We start from the raw sequence: 17,776 nt of genomic DNA on the forward strand, positions 1-17,776 counted from the left end.
ATGGAAACGCAATGGATGAAAGTCATCGCGTTGTCTGCCGTGCCGGCGGACGACGTGACGGCCGTGAATGCGGCCGGCCGCGAGATGGCGATTTACGGTGTCGACGGTGAAGTGTTCGCCACCGACAACCTCTGCACGCACGGTCATGCCCGGCTATGCGACGGATTTCTCGACGGACACGAGATCGAATGCCCGCTGCACCAAGGCAAATTCGACGTGCGATCGGGCAAGGCCATGTGCGAGCCGTTGACGACGGATATTCGCACGTATCCCGTGAAGATCGAGGGCGGTTTCGTCTTCGTCGACGTATCGGCGTCGGGAGGCACCGATGAATGACACGACATTGAGCGAGCAGCGCGGCGCGTACTATCGGCAATTGGACGCGCGCGGCTTATCGCCGCTTTGGGAATCGCTGCACAGCCTGGTGCCCAAGACGCCGCGGCCGCAGGCCATTGCCGCGATCTGGAAATATGCCGACATTCGCGGCCTCGTGATGGAAGCCGGGACGCTGATCAGCGCCGAGGAAGCGGTCCGCCGCGTGCTCGTACTCGAAAACCCGGGATTGCCCGGCAAGTCGAGCATAACGTCCACGCTGTATGCCGGGCTGCAATTGATCTTGCCGGGCGAAATCGCGCCGAGCCATCGGCATACGCAATCGGCGTTGCGATTCATCGTGGAAGGACGCGGAGCGTGGACGGCCGTCAACGGCGAGCGAACGACGATGCATCCTGGCGATTTCATCATCACACCGTCGTGGACGTGGCATGACCACGGCAATCCCACGATCGACGACGGCGGCGAGCCCGTCGTTTGGCTCGACGGTCTGGACATTCCTTTGATCGGCCATCTCGATGCGGGGTTTGCGGAGACCTACCCGGAAGCGACGCAGCCTGTGCTGCGTCCCGAAGGCGATAGCTGGGCACGCTTCGGATACAACATGGCGCCGGTTCGGCATCGAGTGACGGATCCCGCTTCGCCGATTTTCAGCTACCCCTACGAGCGTACGCGAGAGGCGCTCGATGTCCTCTATCGGAACGGCGATCTGGACGAGTGCGACGGCGTGAAGCTGCGTTACGTCAACCCGGCCACAGGCGGCTGGCCGATGCCGACGATTGCGATGTTCATGCAGTTCCTTCCGGCCGGCTTTCGGGGGCGGGCGTACCGCAGCACCGATGCGACGGTTTATTGCGTCGTCGAGGGACGCGGTGTTGCGCGGATCGGCGAGCAAACCTTCCCATTCGACGCGCACGACGTGTTCGTCGCGCCGTCTTGGCAACCGGTCAGTCTAAGCGCGGATAGCGACTGCGTTTTATTTAGCTATTCCGACCGGCCGGTGTTGTCGGCATTGAATCTGTTACGCGAGGCGCGATTGTAGTCGGCGGCGGACGCGTGCAGGTCGCGCGCGGGTCGCATTCGACGTCTGTCGGGTTGCTCAATTCATCGATTAATAAGGTCACAAGGAATTTTCGTCATGACTTTCGTATTTCCTCCCGAGGCCCCGGTCGCCATGGCTGTTGCGGGCAGCGACGCGCAGGTCGCTGTGCGCCGTGTGTATTGCGTTGGCCGGAACTACGCGGCGCACGCGCGCGAGATGGGATTCGATCCCGACCGCGAACCGCCGTTCTTTTTCTGCAAGCCCACCGATGCGGTGGTGCCGGTAGCGGACGGGCAAACGCTCGAACTCGCGTATCCGTCGCAGACGTCGAACTACCACTACGAAGCGGAGCTTGTCGTCGTGATCGGTCGCTCGGGAGCGGATATTCCGGTAGAGCGGGCCCTCGAGTATGTCTACGGTTATGCCGTCGGCCTCGATATGACGCGCCGCGATTTGCAGATGAAGATGCGCGAGATGGGCCGGCCGTGGGAAATCGGCAAGGCATTCGACCGCTCGGCGCCGATCGGTCCGATTCATCGCGCGAGCGACGTGGGGCACTTCGAAAGCGCGCCGATATGGCTGACGGTCAACGGGGAAACGAAGCAACGCAGCGATATCTCCCATCTCATCTGGAGCGTGGCCGAAACGATCGCCGATCTATCGAAGTTCTTCCGTCTGGAGCCCGGCGATGTCATCTATACGGGAACGCCCGAAGGCGTCGGTGCGGTCAACGTGGGCGACCTGATGACGGTCGGCATCGAACGGCTGGGCGAGCTGCGTGTGCGGGTTGTTTGAATCGGTAGGGGCGACGATGCAACTCTATAACTTCTTCAACAGCTCGACGTCCTACCGCACGCGGATTGCGCTGGCGCTCAAAGGTTTGCCGTTCGATTACGTGCCGGTCAATATCCGCGCCGGCGAGCAGCGCGCCGCCGGCTACCTCGGCATGATTAACCCGTTCGCGGCTGTCCCGGCGCTGGTGGACGGCGATTTCCACCTTGGGCAGTCGCTCGCGATCATCGATTGGCTCGATGCCCGCTTTCCAAACCCAAGGCTCGTGCCGACCGATCCGACGCTTCGCGCTCGCGTACTCGAGCTGTCGTATTTGATATCGTGCGACATGCATCCGATCAACAACCTTCGCGTGCTTCGTTATCTCGAGAACACGTTGAATGTTACGCCGGAGCAGAAGAGCGCGTGGTACCGGCACTGGGTTGCCGAGGGGATGGCGGGGGTAGAGCGGCTGCTTGCCGATTATGGAAGCGGGCCATGGTGCTTCGGCGATGCAGCGACCCTCGCGGATTGTTGTCTCGTGCCGCAAATGGCCAATGCGATGAGAATGGGCTGCGACTTGGACGCGTATCCGTTGAGCCAGGCCGTGTATCGGCATGCGAGCGAGCAGCCGGCCTTCGCCGCCGCCCAGCCCAGTTTGCAGCCCGACTTCGTTGCGCCGTGATCTGGAATATTGCTGTCATTTCGACTGGTGCAGTATCGGGTGTTGAGCGCGACCTTGTGTAGCCGTAATGGATGCGTGCGCCAGCAGGCGATTGCGAGGAGGCGTCGTCTGTCTCCTGTTCATTCGAATGGCGGGCCACGCGCCCACTGCTCCCGTAAACCCAATCATTGCGATGGCGACAGCAGCGACCTGAAGAGAAGTTGGAATATCGTGAATCGTAACCGCGCCGATGATCAGCGCGGCAGGGGGTACCATGGCCGGCAGTACCGCCGCACGCGACGCCCCCAAGATGCGAACCGACTTGGCATATGCGTACACCGTCAATAGCGCGGCGACAATACCCTGTAGTGCCGCTGTCCCGGCGAACCAACCGAGACTGACATGAGGAAGTTGTCCGTGCCCTGTGATCAGATACACCGGAAGATACGCGAAGCCGGATATCACATTCACCGCGGCTACCGACGAAACAGGATCCGCATTCCAACGCTTGAGCATAAATGTGTATGCGGTCCAGAGAAAGCCAGCCGCGACAAACAGCAGATCTCCGATCCATGCCTTCGGCATCGGGTGGTCGCCACCGCCTTGAAGCATCAGCCATAGCAAGCCAGCACCCATAACTGCGGCGCCGACCCAACGTTGAGCGGAAACGCGCTCCTTCAATATGAAGTGGCCAACCACCAAGCCGCCGAGCATTGCCACTGCGGGCACCATGATGGCGGTATGCGAGAGCGGCGCAAAAGGCATTGCCACGTTAACAAGCTGTCCAAAAACGGGACCTGCTGCCAACGCGAGAAGGATCGCCCGCGGCCAGCCAAGACCTCCAGCGTTCCTGAGCCCGGCACGCCACAGCAACGGAATGCAGAACAGGCCAGAGACGCCGTACCGCATCATCGTGAGGTCGTTGGGAATAAAGCCATGATTGAGGGCGGCCTTTGAACTCACGTTGAAGATGGCCCAGCCCAAAACTGCCAATAAGCCATAGACAGCGCCCAGGCGCATGGTACCGCTGGCGGGAGTGTTCCTTGACCCGTCGGACGTTGCGTCGGCCATGGCCTTGTTTCCTGTGTCAAACATGTCGACCTCCAGTTGATTTCAGACGAAAAGCGTTTCTGGAATCGATTCTGGACAATCGGCTACTGAACTTCCAATCGTAAATTGTCGCGCTATTGATGCTTTCCGAGCATCGCAAGAAGGGGGCAGCGTTCGCCGGCTATCGCTTTATGGCGCAAGGGACGGAGCCTCGATGAGGGCGTCAGAGTCCACGCTACTGTGTGCCCGAAGCATGTGCGAGAATGCTCGCAACGCCGGATTGGTATTTTCCGTCTGCCACGCAAAATGCAGGCTCAGAGGCAGGGAGAGATCTTCTACAGGGAGGAATCGTACGCCGGACGGCGGCCGATCCTTATTCGCGTCGTTGACGATGGCCACACCGATACCCGCCGAGACGAGGCTCAAAACAGCACCCTCGTCACGAACGATCTGCACCGTCCTCGGTGAAATACCGACCTTCCCACAGACGGCAAGGAGACGGTCGTGATAGGCAGGATGCTCTTCACGATGAAAGCCAATGAATGGCATTTTTTCGAGTTCTGCAACGCATATTCTTTCCGAGAAACGGTCGCTCCAACTCGTGGGAGTCGCTAGAACGATGTTGTCGTTTCGCACAGGAATAGCTTCGCAGCCCTCGGGCAAATCATCGAACGGGTAGACGAATCCGCCGTCGATTTCACCCCGTTCGAGCAATTCATATTGACGAGCGGTATTGTCCGGCAAGAGTTCGAGGCGCAACGAGGGATATTTGCGTGTGTAAGCTTGAAAGGTCTCGGGCACGATTCCCTTCCACGCCGATACCTCTAGATATCCGATGCGCAGAATGCCCATCTCTCCCGCTGCAACGCGGATTGCCCGTTCGCGTGCCTGGTCGATTGCCGCCATGATCTGGGATACCTCTTCTTGATAGGCGCGGCCCGCCGCGCTGAGCTTGAGTCCGCGAGGCAGGCGCTCGAACAGGTCGACACCAAGTTCTTCTTCGAGGTCACGCAACTGGCGCGTGATGGCGGGTTGCGTGACGTGAAGATTGCGTGATGCCCGGCGGACATTCTCGGTCTGGGCGATCATCAGGAAGTAACGTAAATGGCGAAGTTCCATGGTCTCCTCGTCGATGTGCAAGATGGTGTTGTCCGCTGCTCATTCAGAAACATCGAGGAGCAGGGTTGCCAATCCGAAGTTATGGAGGAGCGCTTACTTGAATTTCCAGACGAAGCGATCGCCTTCGTGATGAACGGTTCGGCGCGCATCCCATTTATCGCGTCGGCGACGCAACTATGCGGCGGCTTTCGCATTGGATGAAGCCGCCGTCGTGCCGGCACGTATGCACTATTGCCGAAATTCGCGGGACACTCCAATGCCGATTAGCCGCTCACGCGATGCTGTAGAGGCATCGCTTGAACGAGGAGATGAGGTGAGGTTCGGGTTACGTTGTGAGTCTATTCGACTAGGGATCGTCGGCAACATACTGTATGCCTAGTGGAATAGCCGCTTTCTCTCCTGTCCAAGCGGTTGCTCCACCGACTATGGTGCGACTATCCGAACGGCTCGAGCTGCGACTCCGGCACGTCGATGCGTAGGTCCTCCAGCAGCACCGTTTCGATTGGCTGGCCTGACGCGTGCTCGCTTGCGACCTTGACGGGCAGCCCATGGCCCGCATCGAACCACAACTCGTAGCGGGATACGCCGGTCACCGTATGTCCGGGCCTGCACGTCACCACCACATGCGACGCGCTGCGTGTGCCGATCCTCTCATCGCCGACGACCTGCGTATCGCCGTGCCGCTGAAGCTCACGGACGTTGACGAGCAGTGTGCCGATGTCGGACTGGTCGACGCGATGACCCTGCGGGCTCAGGATCATGCGACTGTCGGGGTTCAGCATGAGCCTCGGAAACGTGTCGAAACCGAATGGCCAAAGCATGACCTTTCCCGTTTCGGGGCTGTAGACGAGTGTTGCGCCGGCATGCGGGCGGATGAAATCCATCCGAACGAAGCCCGGTTTGCGGTAGCCGTAGCGCACCTCGACCGGTTCCTTTCCCGCCGACGTCGATTTCAGCGTGACCCGATAGTTTGCGAGCGCATCGAAGCGTGCTTGTCCTTCGAAAACGAAATCCCGGCCCGGAATCGGCGCGTCGGTCATCGCACTAGGTTGCGCAACCGCGGACTCGACGCGGCCAGCGACGCCGTGCCCGAAAGTCCTGTGGCCTCGATCGCCGGTATGCGCATTGCCGCCTCCTATACTCGAACGTATTTGTCCGTGGACGATGGGTGATTTTGGCGCACGGTTTCGTGCCATGCAATCCTCGCGAGAAGGTGCGGATACCGCCCGAAGGCAAGCTCCAGGCAGGCCGGCCGTGGATGAGCCGGCCGGCAGCCAGATTGCGGTTCGCCGTCGCCGTGGGAGGTGGGATGCATTTGTTCATCATGGGCTGGCGTTCACCAAGTATGAACATAAGTAAAAGTTGAACGCGCTTCGCAGTATCCGCTCAGGAGCTGGTCAACCGTCCGTACCGGGAAATTGCGTCATCCGCCGGTGTGGCGCTTGGGACTGTTGGCAGCGTATTCGACGACCTACGTGAGCGCGGCCTGCTGGCAGGCGCGGACGACAGGCGATTGCTCGATCCTGCCGCACTGAGGGAGGAGTGGGCGATCAATTATCCGCTTCGCCTCTTGCCGAAGCTCAACGTGCAACGGTTTGCCGTGGGTGATCCGTCGTGGTGGCAGCACGCAGAACTTCCTGCGCGGCAAGCGTGGTGGAGCGGGGAACTGGCCGCTGCCAAACTGACTGGGCAGCTTCGTCCAGCCTCGCAAACGCTCTATGTCGAACCTGCAGTATTTCGTTCGGCGCGACGGCGCGCGATAAATTGACCCGGATCGCATCTCAATGCCCAAGATCGGACTCGGTCACACAAGCGCGACGCCGGCTGCGCTTGCAAGCGCAGCCTTTCGAGTCCCCACGCAAGGCGCGCAGGCACCTTACTTCCTGGGCGGAATAATGAAAAAAGGCCAGCAAAGCTGACCTTTTTAAAATACTGGTGCCCAGGAGAGGACTCGAACCTCCACGATGTTGCCACCGCTAGGACCTGAACCTAGTGCGTCTACCAATTCCGCCACCTGGGCAGGTGTGCGTCTTGCAACAAAGACCGCCATTATAACCGTCCCAATAACGCTGTCAAGCACTTCCACGGCATAGGTCCCAAATCGCCGCATTCAAGCCCCATTTCGGCGCCGCCGCGGCAAACCGCGCGTAAGCCGCAACGCAAGGCCCGCGCCCGTTCGTCCCGCCCCCAGCGGGTGTTAGAATGGCGCGCATTGCCGTGTCTAACGTATCGAGCCAAAACAATCATCGATAAGCGCCCCTTGAGCAAATATCCGTACCCGATCCCCAGCCGCGAGGAAATCCTCGGCGTGCTGCGTACGAGCGAATCGCCGCTCGCCGCCAACGACATTGCCGAGGCTCTGTCGATCAAGCGCCAGGAGCGCGAAGGATTCTTCAAGCGTCTGGGCGCCATGGAGCGCGACGGCCAAATCCTGCTCGATAAACGCGGCTACTATCAGCTCACCCATCCGTCCAATTTCGTCGCCGGCCGCGTTCAGGGCCATCGCGACGGCTACGGTTTCATCATTCGCGACGACGGGCAAGACGATCTGTTTCTACCCAACGCCGAAATGCAAAAGGTCATGCACGGCGATCGCGTACTCGCGCGCATCGTCGGCTACGATCGCCGCGGCCGGCCCGAAGGGCATATCGTCGAGGTGACCGAACGCGCGAACAAGCGCGTCATCGGCCGGCTGCTCAACGAAAACGGCGCCCTCATCGTCGCCCCGGAAGACAAGCGCATCAGCCACGACATCCTCGTCACGCAGAACACGAAAAAGGCCAAGGTTGGCCAGATCGTTGTACTCGAATTGACGGATTTCCCGAGCCGGCATTCGCAGCCGCTCGGGCGCGTCGTGGAAGTGCTGGGCGATATCGACGATCCCGGCATGGAAATCGAAATCGCCGTGCGCAAGTACGGCGTGCCGCACGAGTTCAGCGATACGACGCTCGCCGAAGCCGCCGGCCTGCCCGATGAAGTGCGCCCGGTCGATCTTCGCCATCGCGTCGACCTGCGCGACGTGCCGCTCGTTACGATCGACGGCGAGGACGCGCGCGATTTCGACGATGCCGTGTACTGCGAGCCCACGACGGTCGGGCGGGGCGAGGGTTTTCGCCTCATCGTGGCCATTGCCGACGTCTCCCACTACGTGCGGCCCGACACGTCGCTCGATACCGATGCGATCGAGCGCAGCACGTCGGTGTACTTTCCCCGCCGCGTCATTCCGATGCTGCCGGAAAAGCTCTCCAACGGGCTATGCTCGCTCAATCCCGAGGTCGATCGCTGCGTACTCGTTTGCGACATGCTGATCACCGCGCGCGGCGAGATCAAGGCTTATCAGTTCTATCCCGGCGTCATGCATTCGGCGGCACGCCTCACGTACACGGAAGTCGCCGCCGTCCTCACGAATACGAAGGGCCCCGAGGCGGCGCGTCGCGCGGCACTCGTGCCCCAGCTTCAGAACCTGTACGGCGTGTTCAAGGCGCTGTTCGCCGCACGCCAGAAGCGCGGCGCGATCGATTTCGACACCACCGAAACCTATATCGTCTGCAACGCGCAAGGCAAGATCGAACAGATCCTGCCGCGCCAGCGCAACGACGCGCACAAACTCATCGAAGAATGCATGCTCGCGGCGAACGTCTGCGCGGCCGACTTCATGAAGCGCAACAAGCATCCGGGCCTTTACCGCATTCACGCGGGCCCGACCGCCGAGAAACTCGAGAATTTGCGCACCTTCTTGCGCGGAATGGGGCTATCGCTCGGCGGCGGCGAAACCCCGCATGCGAGCGACTATGCGGCGCTGATGGCGCAGGTGCGCGATCGGCCCGATGCGCAGATGTTGCAGACGATGCTGCTGCGTTCGATGCAGCAGGCCGTCTACAGCCCCGACAATATCGGGCACTTCGGCCTCGCATACGACGCCTACGCCCACTTCACGAGCCCGATTCGCCGCTACCCGGATTTGCTGACGCACCGCGCCATCTATGCGATCTTGTCGGGCACGAAGTACCGGCCCGCGGCGCCCAACGGCGTGGCGCTGAATACCGCGCTCTCGCCGCGCGCTCGCGCGATGCAGCAGGCGGACGAGCAAACCCGGCCGCGTGCGCGCGAAAACACCGCGATTTGGGAAGAACTCGGTCTGCACTGTTCGGCCAACGAGCGGCGCGCCGATGAAGCCTCGCGCGACGTCGAAACCTGGCTCAAGTGCTACTTCATGCGCGACAAGCTCGGCGAGGAATACGGCGGCATGGTGAGCGGCGTCACGTCGTTCGGTATTTTCGTGCAGCTCGATTCGCTGTTCATCGAAGGCCTCGTTCATGTGACCGAACTCGGCTCCGATTACTTCCAATACGACGAAATCAAGAACGAGCTGCGCGGCGAGCGTACCGGCATTCGCTATCGCTTGTCGGATCGCGTGCGCGTACAAGTCAGCCGTGTCGATCTCGACGCGCGCAAGATCGATTTCCGGCTCGTGCGCGATACACCGGTCAAGCCTGCCGGCACGTCCCGCACAGCAGGTACGGCTCGGCCTGTCGGCGAACCGGAAGTACCGGCGGCAGCACGGGGGGCGCGCGTGCGCGCATTGGCTGCGAACGAAGATGGACGGCGCAAGCAGGCCGCGCCGGGTAAATCGGCTGCGGTCGTCGAGGCGCGCGCGGCACGCGCCCAGGCAGCCCGCAAACGCACCGGCGCGCCCAAGGGGGCACCGAAGGCCCGCTCGCGCAAGAAGGGCTAGCCGTCGCGCGGCGGCGCAGGGCTTCGGATTGCAGCGAGGCCGCGCCGCGATGTTTTTTCGGCACAGCGTGCGCATGGTGCGCCGCTGTGCTTTCGCCTTTTTAGGCTCGACGTAATACCGATTGTCATTCAGCTATGTCACGTCTCAAGGTTTTGTACGGCTTTCATGCGGTGACCGCGCGTTTGCGGCACGACGCATCGACGGTCGAGGAAGTGTTTTACGACGCGACGCGTCGCGATCGCCGGATGCAGGACTTTCTGCAAACGGCCAAGGAAGCGGGCGTACGCTTGATCGCGGCGGACGAGACGCGTCTGTGGGGGCTCGCGCATACCGAGCGGCATCAAGGCGTCGTGGCGCGCGCCACCGATTTACCGCTCGCGCAAAATCTTGCGGAATTGCTCGACGGCATCGACGGCCCGGCGCTGCTGCTGGTGCTCGACGGGGTGACCGATCCGCACAACCTCGGGGCGTGTCTGCGCGTGGCGGATGGGGCAGGCGCCCATGCCGTCATCGCACCGCGCGATAAGGCCGTCGGTTTGAACGCAACCGCTGCCAAGGTGGCCAGCGGCGCGGCCGATACCGTGCCTTACATCACGGTTACGAATCTGGCGCGCGCGCTGCGTGAATTGAAGGATGCCGGCGTGTGGATCATCGGCACGGCCGGCGATGCCAAGGCCAGCCTCTACGAAACGAAGCTCGACGGTCCGGTGGCGCTCGTCATGGGGGCCGAAGGCGAGGGCATGCGGCGCCTGACGCGCGATACGTGCGACGAGGTCATGCATATTCCGATGGCGGGCACGGTCGAAAGCTTGAACGTCTCCGTCGCGAGCGGCGTGTGTTTGTTCGAAGCGGTGCGCCAGCGTAGCAGCGCGCGCTAATGCCGATCGAGGGCGGCCTTAAGGGCCGCCCTCGTTGAAACCGATACGCTCAGCGCTCGACCTGCTGATTCCAGCGCGTGTCCCACTGTGCGCGATGCGCATTGATCGCGTCCCAGTCCACCACCGTCACTTTGTGCACGAGGCTTTCGATATTGCCGAGGCTTTGCTGCATCGAGGCCGGCATTTTCGCTAGACGATTCGTCGGAATCTGTTTGCCGGCTTCGGCGGCCTTCTCTTGCGCCGGCGCGGACAGCAAAAATTGCGCAAGCTTTTGCGCCAGTTGATCGTCGGGGTTGTTCTTGACGACGCAAACATCGACGAGCAGCAACACCGGGCCTTCCTTCGGATTGACGTAGGCGACGGGCAGACCCTTGTCCTGCAGATCGGCCACGCCCGTCGGCGTCAAGGGGAACAGGGCGGCTTCGCCCGTTTGCACCATCTCCGAAATCTTCGCCGAATTGGGAATGTATTCGACCACGTTGGGGCCGACCGTACTGGCCCACTTCGTGAATGCGGGTTCGACGTTCTGCTCGCTGCCACCCCAGATGCGATTGAGCGCCAAGAAGCCGTGCAAGCCGAATGTGCTGCTAGACGCGGATTGGAAGACCACCTTGCCCTTGTACTTCGGATCGGCGAAATCGAGCCACGACGTGGGCGGCGCCCAGCCTTTCTCGGCGAAAAGCTTCTTGTTATAAGCGATACCGGTCATGCCGAGCTGCACGCCGGCGCCGACATCGTCTTTCATGCGAGCGAACGGATAGAGTTCTTTGAGAACCGGTGCATCGTCGAGCTTTTCGCATAGGCCGAGACTGACGGCGCGCGCCATCACCCCGTCGTCGAGGAACGCGACGTGCACTTGCGGATGCGCGCGATTGGCGAGCAGCTTGGCCAGGATATCGGACGACGTGCCCGGCACAACGGTGACCTGCACGTTGTTCGCCTTTTCGAAGGCCGGCAACACTTGCGTCGTATAAGCCTTTTCCATCGGCCCGCCGTTCATGCCGATGTAGATCGTTTTCGATTGTGCCCAGGCGGGTGTCGCCACGAGGGCCGCGCCGGTCAACATCGCGGCGGCCGAGAGGATGCTCAAAGCGTTCATTCAGGTCTCCTAATCATTGGGAAGCGAAACGTCATGCGGGGACGGCCGAGAAGCGATTGACGTCGAACGCGTCGAGCGGCGTCTCGGTGGCGCCGTCGATCACGAGGTCGGCGAGCACGTCGCCGACACCGGGTGCGAGCAGGAACCCGCCGCCGGAAAAGCCGAATGCATGGAGCAAGCGCGGCACGTTGCGGCTCGCCCCGAGAATCGGATTGTGGTCGGGCGTGCAGCCTTCCACGCCGCTCCACGTGCGAATCAGCAGCGCCTGCCGCAGCGCGGGCAAGAGCGCACAGGCATCGCGCATGACGGCGCGCGTCGTGTCCGACGACGGCTGCGCGAAATCGCCATCGCCGTGGCCGCGTCCGCCGCCGATCACGCAATTGCCGCGCGCGACTTGCCGTGCGTAAATGCCGCCGCCGAACACGCCGAGGTTGTGTTCGAGAAAATGCGGCAGCGGTTCGGTCACCCACATGTTCGGGTAGATCGGTTTCATCGGGACCGTATCGCCGAATCGTTCGGCGAGCGCGAGCCCCCAAGCGCCGGCCGCGTTGATGAGCCAGTCGGATTCGAACGTCTCGTCGCCCGCGCTCAGCGAGAAGCGTTTGCCATCGTATTCGGCGTGCGTGAGTGCGGTGTGTTCGCGCACGAGCGCACCCGCTTGCCGCGCGGCGCTCGCAAAGGCGGGCGAGACGAGGCGGGGGTTCGCGTGCCCGTCGCTCGCGCAAAGCGAGCCGCCGACCGCCGCGGCGCCGAGCCACGGGTAGCGGCGTCTGAACGTTTCCCCCGAGATCAACTGCAACGCCAGCCCGTGCTGCTCCGCCATGCTCGCGTACGTTTCCAGCCCCGCGAGATCGGCTTCGCTGCGCGCCAGGCGCAAGTGCCCCGAGACGACGAATTCGCCGTCGATGCCGATCCGCTCGGGCAATCGATCCCAGATCCGTCGGGCACGCATCGCGAGCGGCAATTGTTCGGCAGGCCGGCCTTGGCAACGCACCCCGCCGTAGTTCACGCCGCTCGCCTGTGCGCCGCAATAGCGCCGCTCGAGCAGCACGACGCGCATCCCTTTGCACGCGAGGGCCAGCGCGGCCGAGGCGCCGACGAGTCCGCCGCCGACGATCGCCACATCGACATGTCGCACCGGTTCATTCATCGCGTGCATCCTCGGGCACGGCAGCCACGCGTTCGTCGAAGAGCGCAGCGGCCAGCGGGATCGGTTTGATCGGAGCCGAGGCGCGCAAGCGCCCGATCGCATCGAAGGGCAACCCCGTCTCGTAGGCGAGTAGAGCCGATGCCGCCTCGCCGCACATGCGGCCTTGGCACCGACCCATGCCGACGCGCGTGAGTGCCTTCAGGCGGTTGATTTCGCGCGCGGCGCCTGAGCGGATGCATTGGCGCAGCGTGCCCGCATCGATTTCCTCGCAACGGCACACCGTCATGGCATCGGGCCACGAACGCGCCTGCTCGAAGGGGGCGGGGAACGCGGTTTCGAGCCCGGCACGGAAGGTGGCGATGCGGTGCAGCGATCGGCGCGCTTTGCTCTGCGCGTCGACGCGCGTGGAGCGGCGTGGTCCGGACGGCTTGCGCTCTAAATCGTCGAGTACGGCGAGCGCGGCGAGGCGTCCCGCCCCCTCGGCCGCATCCGCGCCCGCAATGCCGGCTCCGTCGCCTGCGACATAGATGCCCGCAACCGACGTGCGCCCCGCCTCGTCGCGCTCGGGTAACCAGCATCGGTTGCCGGTGTCGTAGCGAAACCGGCAACCCGCGATATCGACGAGCTGCGTTTCGGGGCGCAGCCCATAGCCGAACCCCACGGCATCGCATTCGAGCGTCTGAGCGCGTGCGCGCGCCGGTGCGGCCGATGCCGATCCCGATCCCGATTGCCAGGCGATGCCCGCGACGTGGCGATCGCCGAGGATGGCTTGCAGCGACACGCCGCGCTCGATTCGCACGCCGTGTGCGCGCAGCCAGCCCACGTAGTACAGCCCTTTCGCGAGCATGGAGGGCCGCGTCGCAAGCTGGGGCAAGGCCGAAGCTTGCAGGCCGGTGCTGGCTGTATCGAGCACGGCCAGCACCTGTGCGCCGGCCTTGGCGTATTGATAGGCAACGAGATAGAGCAGCGGGCCGGTGCCGGCGAACACGATGCGCCGTCCAATCGCGCAGCCTTGCGACTTGAGCGCCGTTTGCGCCGCGCCGAGCGTATAGGCCCCGGGCAAGGTCCAGCCCGGCACCGGCAACACACGGTCGGTCGCACCGCTTGCGACGATCAGATGCGTGAAGGGGACGCTTTGCTCGTGCGAGTCGCGTAGCGTTGCAAGGCGGCCCGCCGGCGCGTGTCGGTCGCCCTCGATCGGGGCGAGTCTCTCATCGTCCGCAACCTGCATCTCGCACGCCCACGCCAGCGTATGGGGCCGATAGTCGATATCGGGCAGCAGCCTCGCCATCGTGGCGTGCAGCGCGGTGGCCTTGCGCGCTTCGAATCCGTAAAGGTCGCGCGGCGAGCGTCGAAAGCGCGCGTCTTCGGGCGGCTGACGATAGATCTGGCCGCCCCAGCGCGCGTTTTCGTCGAGCACGATCGGGCGCACGCCTGCCTCGACGAGCGTTTGCGCCGCGCGCACGCCCGCGGGGCCCGCGCCGACGATGACGATTCCGGCGTCGTGCGTCATCGAGCCGGCCCTCCGTGCGCGGCATTCGCGCCGAACGCATGCGTGACGAGCCGCATGCCCGCTTCGATTCTCGTCGAACACGCACGCAGCGCTTGCCCATCGGCGGTACGAATCCAGCAATCTTGGCAGGCGCCGATCAAACAGAACCCGGCGCGCGGCTCGCCGCTGAAATCCGAGGCGCGCAGCGCCCGGCGTTGCGTCAGAATCGCCGTCAGCACCGTATCGCCTTCCAGCGCGCGGCACGGCGCACCGTCGAGCGTAAACGAAACGGCGGCGCGGCCGGTTTCGGCTAGGCGCACGAGTTGCGCTTCGTCATGAGACATGGTTCGTTGTCCTAATTACCATCGAGGGCGATGCCTTCAATGCTGGCCGATGAGGATACGGTTCAAGCCATAGACGCGATCGAGCAGCAGCATCGCGCCGGCGGTGACGAAGATCACGAGCGTCGATACCGATGCCATCATCGGATCGATCGATTCCGTCGCATACATGTACATGCGAACCGGCAGCGTCACGGTTTGCGGTGACGTGACGAAGATCGACATCGTGAGTTCGTCGAAGCTGTTGATGAACGCGAGCAGCCAACCGCCGGTGATGCCCGGCACGATCATCGGCAGCGTCACGCGTTTGAGCGTGGTCCAAGCGTCGGCCCCGAGCGATTGCGCGGCATGCTCGATGCTGCGGTCGAGCCCGGTCGCGGCTGCAAGGACGAGCCGCATGACGAACGGCGTCACGATGACGGTATGCGCGAGCACCAGCCAACCGAACGAACCCGTCGCACCGACGAGCGCGAAAAAGCGCAACAGGGCGATGCCGAGCACGAGCCCGGGAATGACGAGCGGCGAGAGGAGCAGCGCGTTCAGGAAGCCGCGTCCAGGAAACCGTGCACGCGCAATCGCGAGTCCCGCCGGCAACGCGACGGCTAGCGATAGCGTGGCCGAGAGGAACGCAAGCTTGATGCTCGTGAAGAAGGCCGAGATGAAATCCGGGTAGTTCAAGATCGCGCGGAACCATCGCAGCGATAACCCATGCGTGGGTAACGTCAGCGTTTCGTCGGGCGTGAAGGCCACGAGCACCACAATGACGAGCGGTGCCATGACGAAGGCGATGACGAGCGTATGGAAGGCGAGAGCGAAGGGGCCGTTGCGTCGCATGTCGATCTCCTTCGCGTCAGCCCATGCTGCGGCCGTAGCGGCGCTCGAGCATGCGGTAGTAGGTGAGCATGATGGCGAGGTTGGCCGCCAACAGCAGCAGGGCGATCGTGGCGCCGAGCGGCCAGTTGAGCGAACCGAGGAACTCGTCGTAAACCGCCGTGGCGGCCACCTTCAGGCGCCGTCCGCCGAGTAGGCCCGGGATCGCGAACGCGCTGGCCGACAGCCCGAACACCATCAGGCTGCCCGAGAGCACGCCGGGCATGACCTGCGGCAGCACGATACGGCGCAGCGTCGTGGCCGGCGAGGCCATCAGCGAGAGGGCCGCATGCTCGGTCTGCGGATCGAGCTTTTGCAGCGCGGTCCAAACTGGGATCACCATGAACGGCAGCATCACGTGCACCAGTGCGATGACGATCGCGAAGGTGGTGTATTCGAGCTTGTAGGGGCCCAGTCCGATGAGGCCGAGTGCTTGATTGACGATGCCCGCCGTGCCGAGCAGCATGCTCCAGCCGAAAGCGCGCACCACGACGGAGACCAGCAGTGGGGCGAGGATCGCGAGCAAGCACGCCGAACGCCACGGGTCGCGCATCTTCGACAGGACGTAGGCTTCCGGTGCGCCGATCGCCGCGCACAGCACCGTGGTGATTGCCGCGATGCCGAACGTGCGCAAAAAGATCGTCTGGTAGTACGAAGAACTCAGCACATTGACGTAGTTGCCGAACTGAAAGGCGGCGATCGATCCGACCGACGGGTCGAAACGGTAGAAGGTCAGCACGAACGTCATGGCGAGCGGGACCAGCACGAGCGTCGCGAACAGGACGAGCGCGGGCGCGCACAGCAGCCACATCGGCGCGTAGGCGCGCCAAGGCGTGCGGGGCACAGCACCGGTTGCGCGCGGCGTGGCGGCGCGGGCGTCGTCCGCTTCGAGCGTGGCGTTAGACATGTCGTGCATCCCCCGCGACGAACCGCACCGCTTCGCGCTTCCAGTCGATACCGACGGATTGGCCTTCCGCAACAGGGTCGTCCCCTTCGTTCTGACAACAGACGAGCACTTCGCCGAGCGTGCATTCGACGCGATAAAGCCATTGGCTGCCGAGGAAGAAGCGGCTCGTGACGGTGGCCGGCAAACGGCCGGACCCCGACGGATCGAGGCGGACTTTCTCGGGACGAATGCACACCGTCACGGCGTCGCCGACGCTCGGCGTTTCGGTTGGCCGCAGCGCCGGCGCGTGACCGACTTCGATGCGATCCGTGCCGACCTCGACGTGCAGCCCGGCTTCGTCGAGTGCGACCACGGTGCCCGAAAACAGATTCGCCTTGCCGATGAATTCGGAGACGAAGCGGTTTTCCGGGCGTTCGTAGGCGCGGTACGGGGTGTCGACTTGCGTAATACGGCCGGCCTCCATGACGACGACGCGGTCGCTGATCGAAAGCGCCTCCGATTGATCGTGCGTGACCATGATCGTCGTCGTGCCGATCCGGCGCTGAATCGCCCTCAGCTCGAACTGCATTTCCTCGCGCAGTTTCGCGTCGAGATTCGACATGGGCTCGTCGAGCAGCAACACGGGCGGGGCGATCACGATCGCGCGAGCGAGCGCCACGCGTTGGCGCTGGCCGCCCGAGAGTTCGCGCGGAAAGCGATTCGCGAGCGCATCGAGCCGCACGAGCGCGAGCGCTTCCTTCACGCGCGCGTCGCTTTCGGGTTTGCCGACGCGCCGCATTTCCAGCCCGAAGCGCACGTTTTGCGCCACCGTCATGTGCGGGAACAACGCATAGCTCTGAAAGACGATGCCGAGCCCGCGCTGGTTCGGCTTCATGTCCGTGATGTCGCGGCCGTCCAACACGATGCGGCCGCTCGTCGCCTGCACGAAGCCGGCGATCATCTGCAGCGTCGTCGTTTTGCCGCAGCCCGACGGTCCGAGCAGCGAGACGAACTCGCCCTTTTCGACGGACAAATTCAGATCGGCGACCGCATGCAATTGACCGAACGACTTCGAGACGTCGGCCAGCGTGAGGAACGACATGATTCGGCTCCTTGTGAGCGAAGACCTCCCATGCGAGCGGCTTGGGGAGGGGAGGGACGAGGCAGAGCCGATTCTGTCCAGCCATATAGGGCGAGTCAATTTAGAATTCCGTTCATCGATAGGAAAATCGAAAGTATTCCGATGTGTGGAACGAAGTGATCGGTCGGATCGAACGGATTTCGCCGGACGCATTGAGGGTTTGCCCCAGATTGCTACCGAGACCCCGCATGGGGCCATGAAAGCT

At 63.1% G+C, this 17,776-nt stretch carries 18 protein-coding genes and 1 tRNA gene; 8 read left to right on the forward strand and 11 right to left on the reverse strand.

The genetic code is table 11. The features are described from left to right. The 4 genes from ACTHN9_RS23925 (at position 1) to maiA (ending at position 2,831) form a co-directional block, all read left to right on the forward strand. Positions 1–336 carry a non-heme iron oxygenase ferredoxin subunit gene (locus ACTHN9_RS23925; protein WP_440539291.1) on the forward strand — a complete coding sequence of 112 codons (336 nt, stop codon included), beginning with the start codon at positions 1–3 and terminating at the stop codon, positions 334–336. Then, positions 329–1,375, forward strand: a complete 1,047-nt coding sequence (gtdA, locus tag ACTHN9_RS23930) for a gentisate 1,2-dioxygenase (RefSeq protein WP_440539292.1) — start codon at positions 329–331, stop codon at positions 1,373–1,375. Before ACTHN9_RS23925 ends, gtdA begins: the two co-directional genes overlap by 8 nt. 96 nt (positions 1,376–1,471) lie before the next feature. Then, positions 1,472–2,170 (forward strand): fumarylacetoacetate hydrolase family protein, encoded by a 699-nt coding sequence (locus tag ACTHN9_RS23935; protein WP_440539293.1) that lies wholly within the window; start codon positions 1,472–1,474, stop codon positions 2,168–2,170. 16 nt (positions 2,171–2,186) lie between these two features. After that, positions 2,187–2,831, forward strand: coding sequence for a maleylacetoacetate isomerase (maiA, locus tag ACTHN9_RS23940; RefSeq protein WP_440539294.1), 645 nt, complete (start codon positions 2,187–2,189; stop codon positions 2,829–2,831). Between the two features lie 15 nt (positions 2,832–2,846). On the opposite strand, the gene ACTHN9_RS23945 is transcribed toward maiA, so the two are convergent. Further along, on the reverse strand, positions 2,847–3,905 hold the full coding sequence (locus ACTHN9_RS23945; protein WP_440539295.1) for a DMT family transporter: 1,059 nt from the start codon (positions 3,903–3,905) through the stop codon (positions 2,847–2,849). 144 nt (positions 3,906–4,049) lie between these two features. Beyond that, positions 4,050–4,979, reverse strand: coding sequence for a LysR family transcriptional regulator (locus ACTHN9_RS23950; RefSeq protein ID WP_440539296.1), 930 nt, complete (start codon positions 4,977–4,979; stop codon positions 4,050–4,052). Here ACTHN9_RS23950 and ACTHN9_RS23955 point away from each other — a divergent pair. Beyond that, the gene (locus ACTHN9_RS23955; protein ID WP_440539298.1) at positions 4,965–5,180 is read left to right on the forward strand and encodes a hypothetical protein; all 216 of its coding nucleotides are present in this window, start codon (positions 4,965–4,967) and stop codon (positions 5,178–5,180) included. The two genes, ACTHN9_RS23950 and ACTHN9_RS23955, sit on opposite strands and share 15 nt — an antisense overlap. Positions 5,181–5,413: 233 nt before the next feature. On the opposite strand, the gene ACTHN9_RS23960 is transcribed toward ACTHN9_RS23955, so the two are convergent. After that, entirely contained in the window at positions 5,414–6,019 is a 606-nt protein-coding gene (locus tag ACTHN9_RS23960) for a sigma-E factor regulatory protein RseB domain-containing protein (protein ID WP_440539299.1), read from the reverse strand. A 395-nt stretch (positions 6,020–6,414) separates the two neighbouring features. On the opposite strand from ACTHN9_RS23960, the gene ACTHN9_RS23965 reads away from it, so the two are divergent. After that, positions 6,415–6,747: a type IV toxin-antitoxin system AbiEi family antitoxin gene (locus ACTHN9_RS23965; protein WP_440539301.1), complete on the forward strand. Its 333-nt coding sequence runs from the start codon at positions 6,415–6,417 to the stop codon at positions 6,745–6,747. A 165-nt stretch (positions 6,748–6,912) separates the two neighbouring features. Here ACTHN9_RS23965 and ACTHN9_RS23970 read toward each other — a convergent pair. Further along, a tRNA-Leu gene (locus ACTHN9_RS23970) sits at positions 6,913–6,999 on the reverse strand. 240 nt (positions 7,000–7,239) lie between these two features. Between ACTHN9_RS23970 and rnr the strand changes: the two genes are divergently transcribed. Both rnr and rlmB read left to right on the forward strand, forming a co-directional pair. Further along, positions 7,240–9,714 (forward strand): ribonuclease R, encoded by a 2,475-nt coding sequence (gene rnr / locus ACTHN9_RS23975; protein WP_440539303.1) that lies wholly within the window; start codon positions 7,240–7,242, stop codon positions 9,712–9,714. Between the two features lie 134 nt (positions 9,715–9,848). After that, the gene (gene rlmB, locus ACTHN9_RS23980) at positions 9,849–10,592 is read left to right on the forward strand and encodes a 23S rRNA (guanosine(2251)-2'-O)-methyltransferase RlmB (protein ID WP_440539304.1); all 744 of its coding nucleotides are present in this window, start codon (positions 9,849–9,851) and stop codon (positions 10,590–10,592) included. A 49-nt stretch (positions 10,593–10,641) separates the two neighbouring features. Here rlmB and ACTHN9_RS23985 read toward each other — a convergent pair whose 3' ends face one another. From ACTHN9_RS23985 to ACTHN9_RS24015, 7 genes are read right to left on the reverse strand one after another with little or no spacing between them, the layout of a single operon-like run. Next, the gene (locus tag ACTHN9_RS23985) at positions 10,642–11,691 is read right to left on the reverse strand and encodes an ABC transporter substrate-binding protein (protein ID WP_440539305.1); all 1,050 of its coding nucleotides are present in this window, start codon (positions 11,689–11,691) and stop codon (positions 10,642–10,644) included. Positions 11,692–11,722: 31 nt separating this feature from the next. Beyond that, positions 11,723–12,841, reverse strand: coding sequence for an NAD(P)/FAD-dependent oxidoreductase (locus ACTHN9_RS23990; RefSeq protein ID WP_440539307.1), 1,119 nt, complete (start codon positions 12,839–12,841; stop codon positions 11,723–11,725). After that, complete coding sequence (locus tag ACTHN9_RS23995) at positions 12,834–14,354, reverse strand: FAD-dependent oxidoreductase (protein ID WP_440539308.1); 1,521 nt, start codon at positions 14,352–14,354, stop codon at positions 12,834–12,836. The genes ACTHN9_RS23990 and ACTHN9_RS23995 overlap by 8 nt, the downstream gene beginning before the upstream one ends. Then, the gene (locus ACTHN9_RS24000) at positions 14,351–14,677 is read right to left on the reverse strand and encodes a (2Fe-2S)-binding protein (RefSeq protein WP_440539310.1); all 327 of its coding nucleotides are present in this window, start codon (positions 14,675–14,677) and stop codon (positions 14,351–14,353) included. The genes ACTHN9_RS23995 and ACTHN9_RS24000 overlap by 4 nt, the downstream gene beginning before the upstream one ends. Positions 14,678–14,713: 36 nt before the next feature. Beyond that, the gene (locus ACTHN9_RS24005; RefSeq protein ID WP_440539311.1) at positions 14,714–15,508 is read right to left on the reverse strand and encodes an ABC transporter permease; all 795 of its coding nucleotides are present in this window, start codon (positions 15,506–15,508) and stop codon (positions 14,714–14,716) included. Between the two features lie 16 nt (positions 15,509–15,524). Continuing rightward, positions 15,525–16,460: an ABC transporter permease gene (locus ACTHN9_RS24010; RefSeq protein WP_440539312.1), complete on the reverse strand. Its 936-nt coding sequence runs from the start codon at positions 16,458–16,460 to the stop codon at positions 15,525–15,527. Further along, positions 16,444–17,532 (reverse strand): ABC transporter ATP-binding protein, encoded by a 1,089-nt coding sequence (locus ACTHN9_RS24015; RefSeq protein ID WP_440539313.1) that lies wholly within the window; start codon positions 17,530–17,532, stop codon positions 16,444–16,446. The genes ACTHN9_RS24010 and ACTHN9_RS24015 overlap by 17 nt, the downstream gene beginning before the upstream one ends. Between the last annotated feature and the right edge of the window lie 244 nt (positions 17,533–17,776).

The organism is Trinickia sp., from assembly GCF_051953405.1.
In the GTDB taxonomy this organism is placed as follows: Bacteria; Pseudomonadota; Gammaproteobacteria; order Burkholderiales; family Burkholderiaceae; genus Trinickia.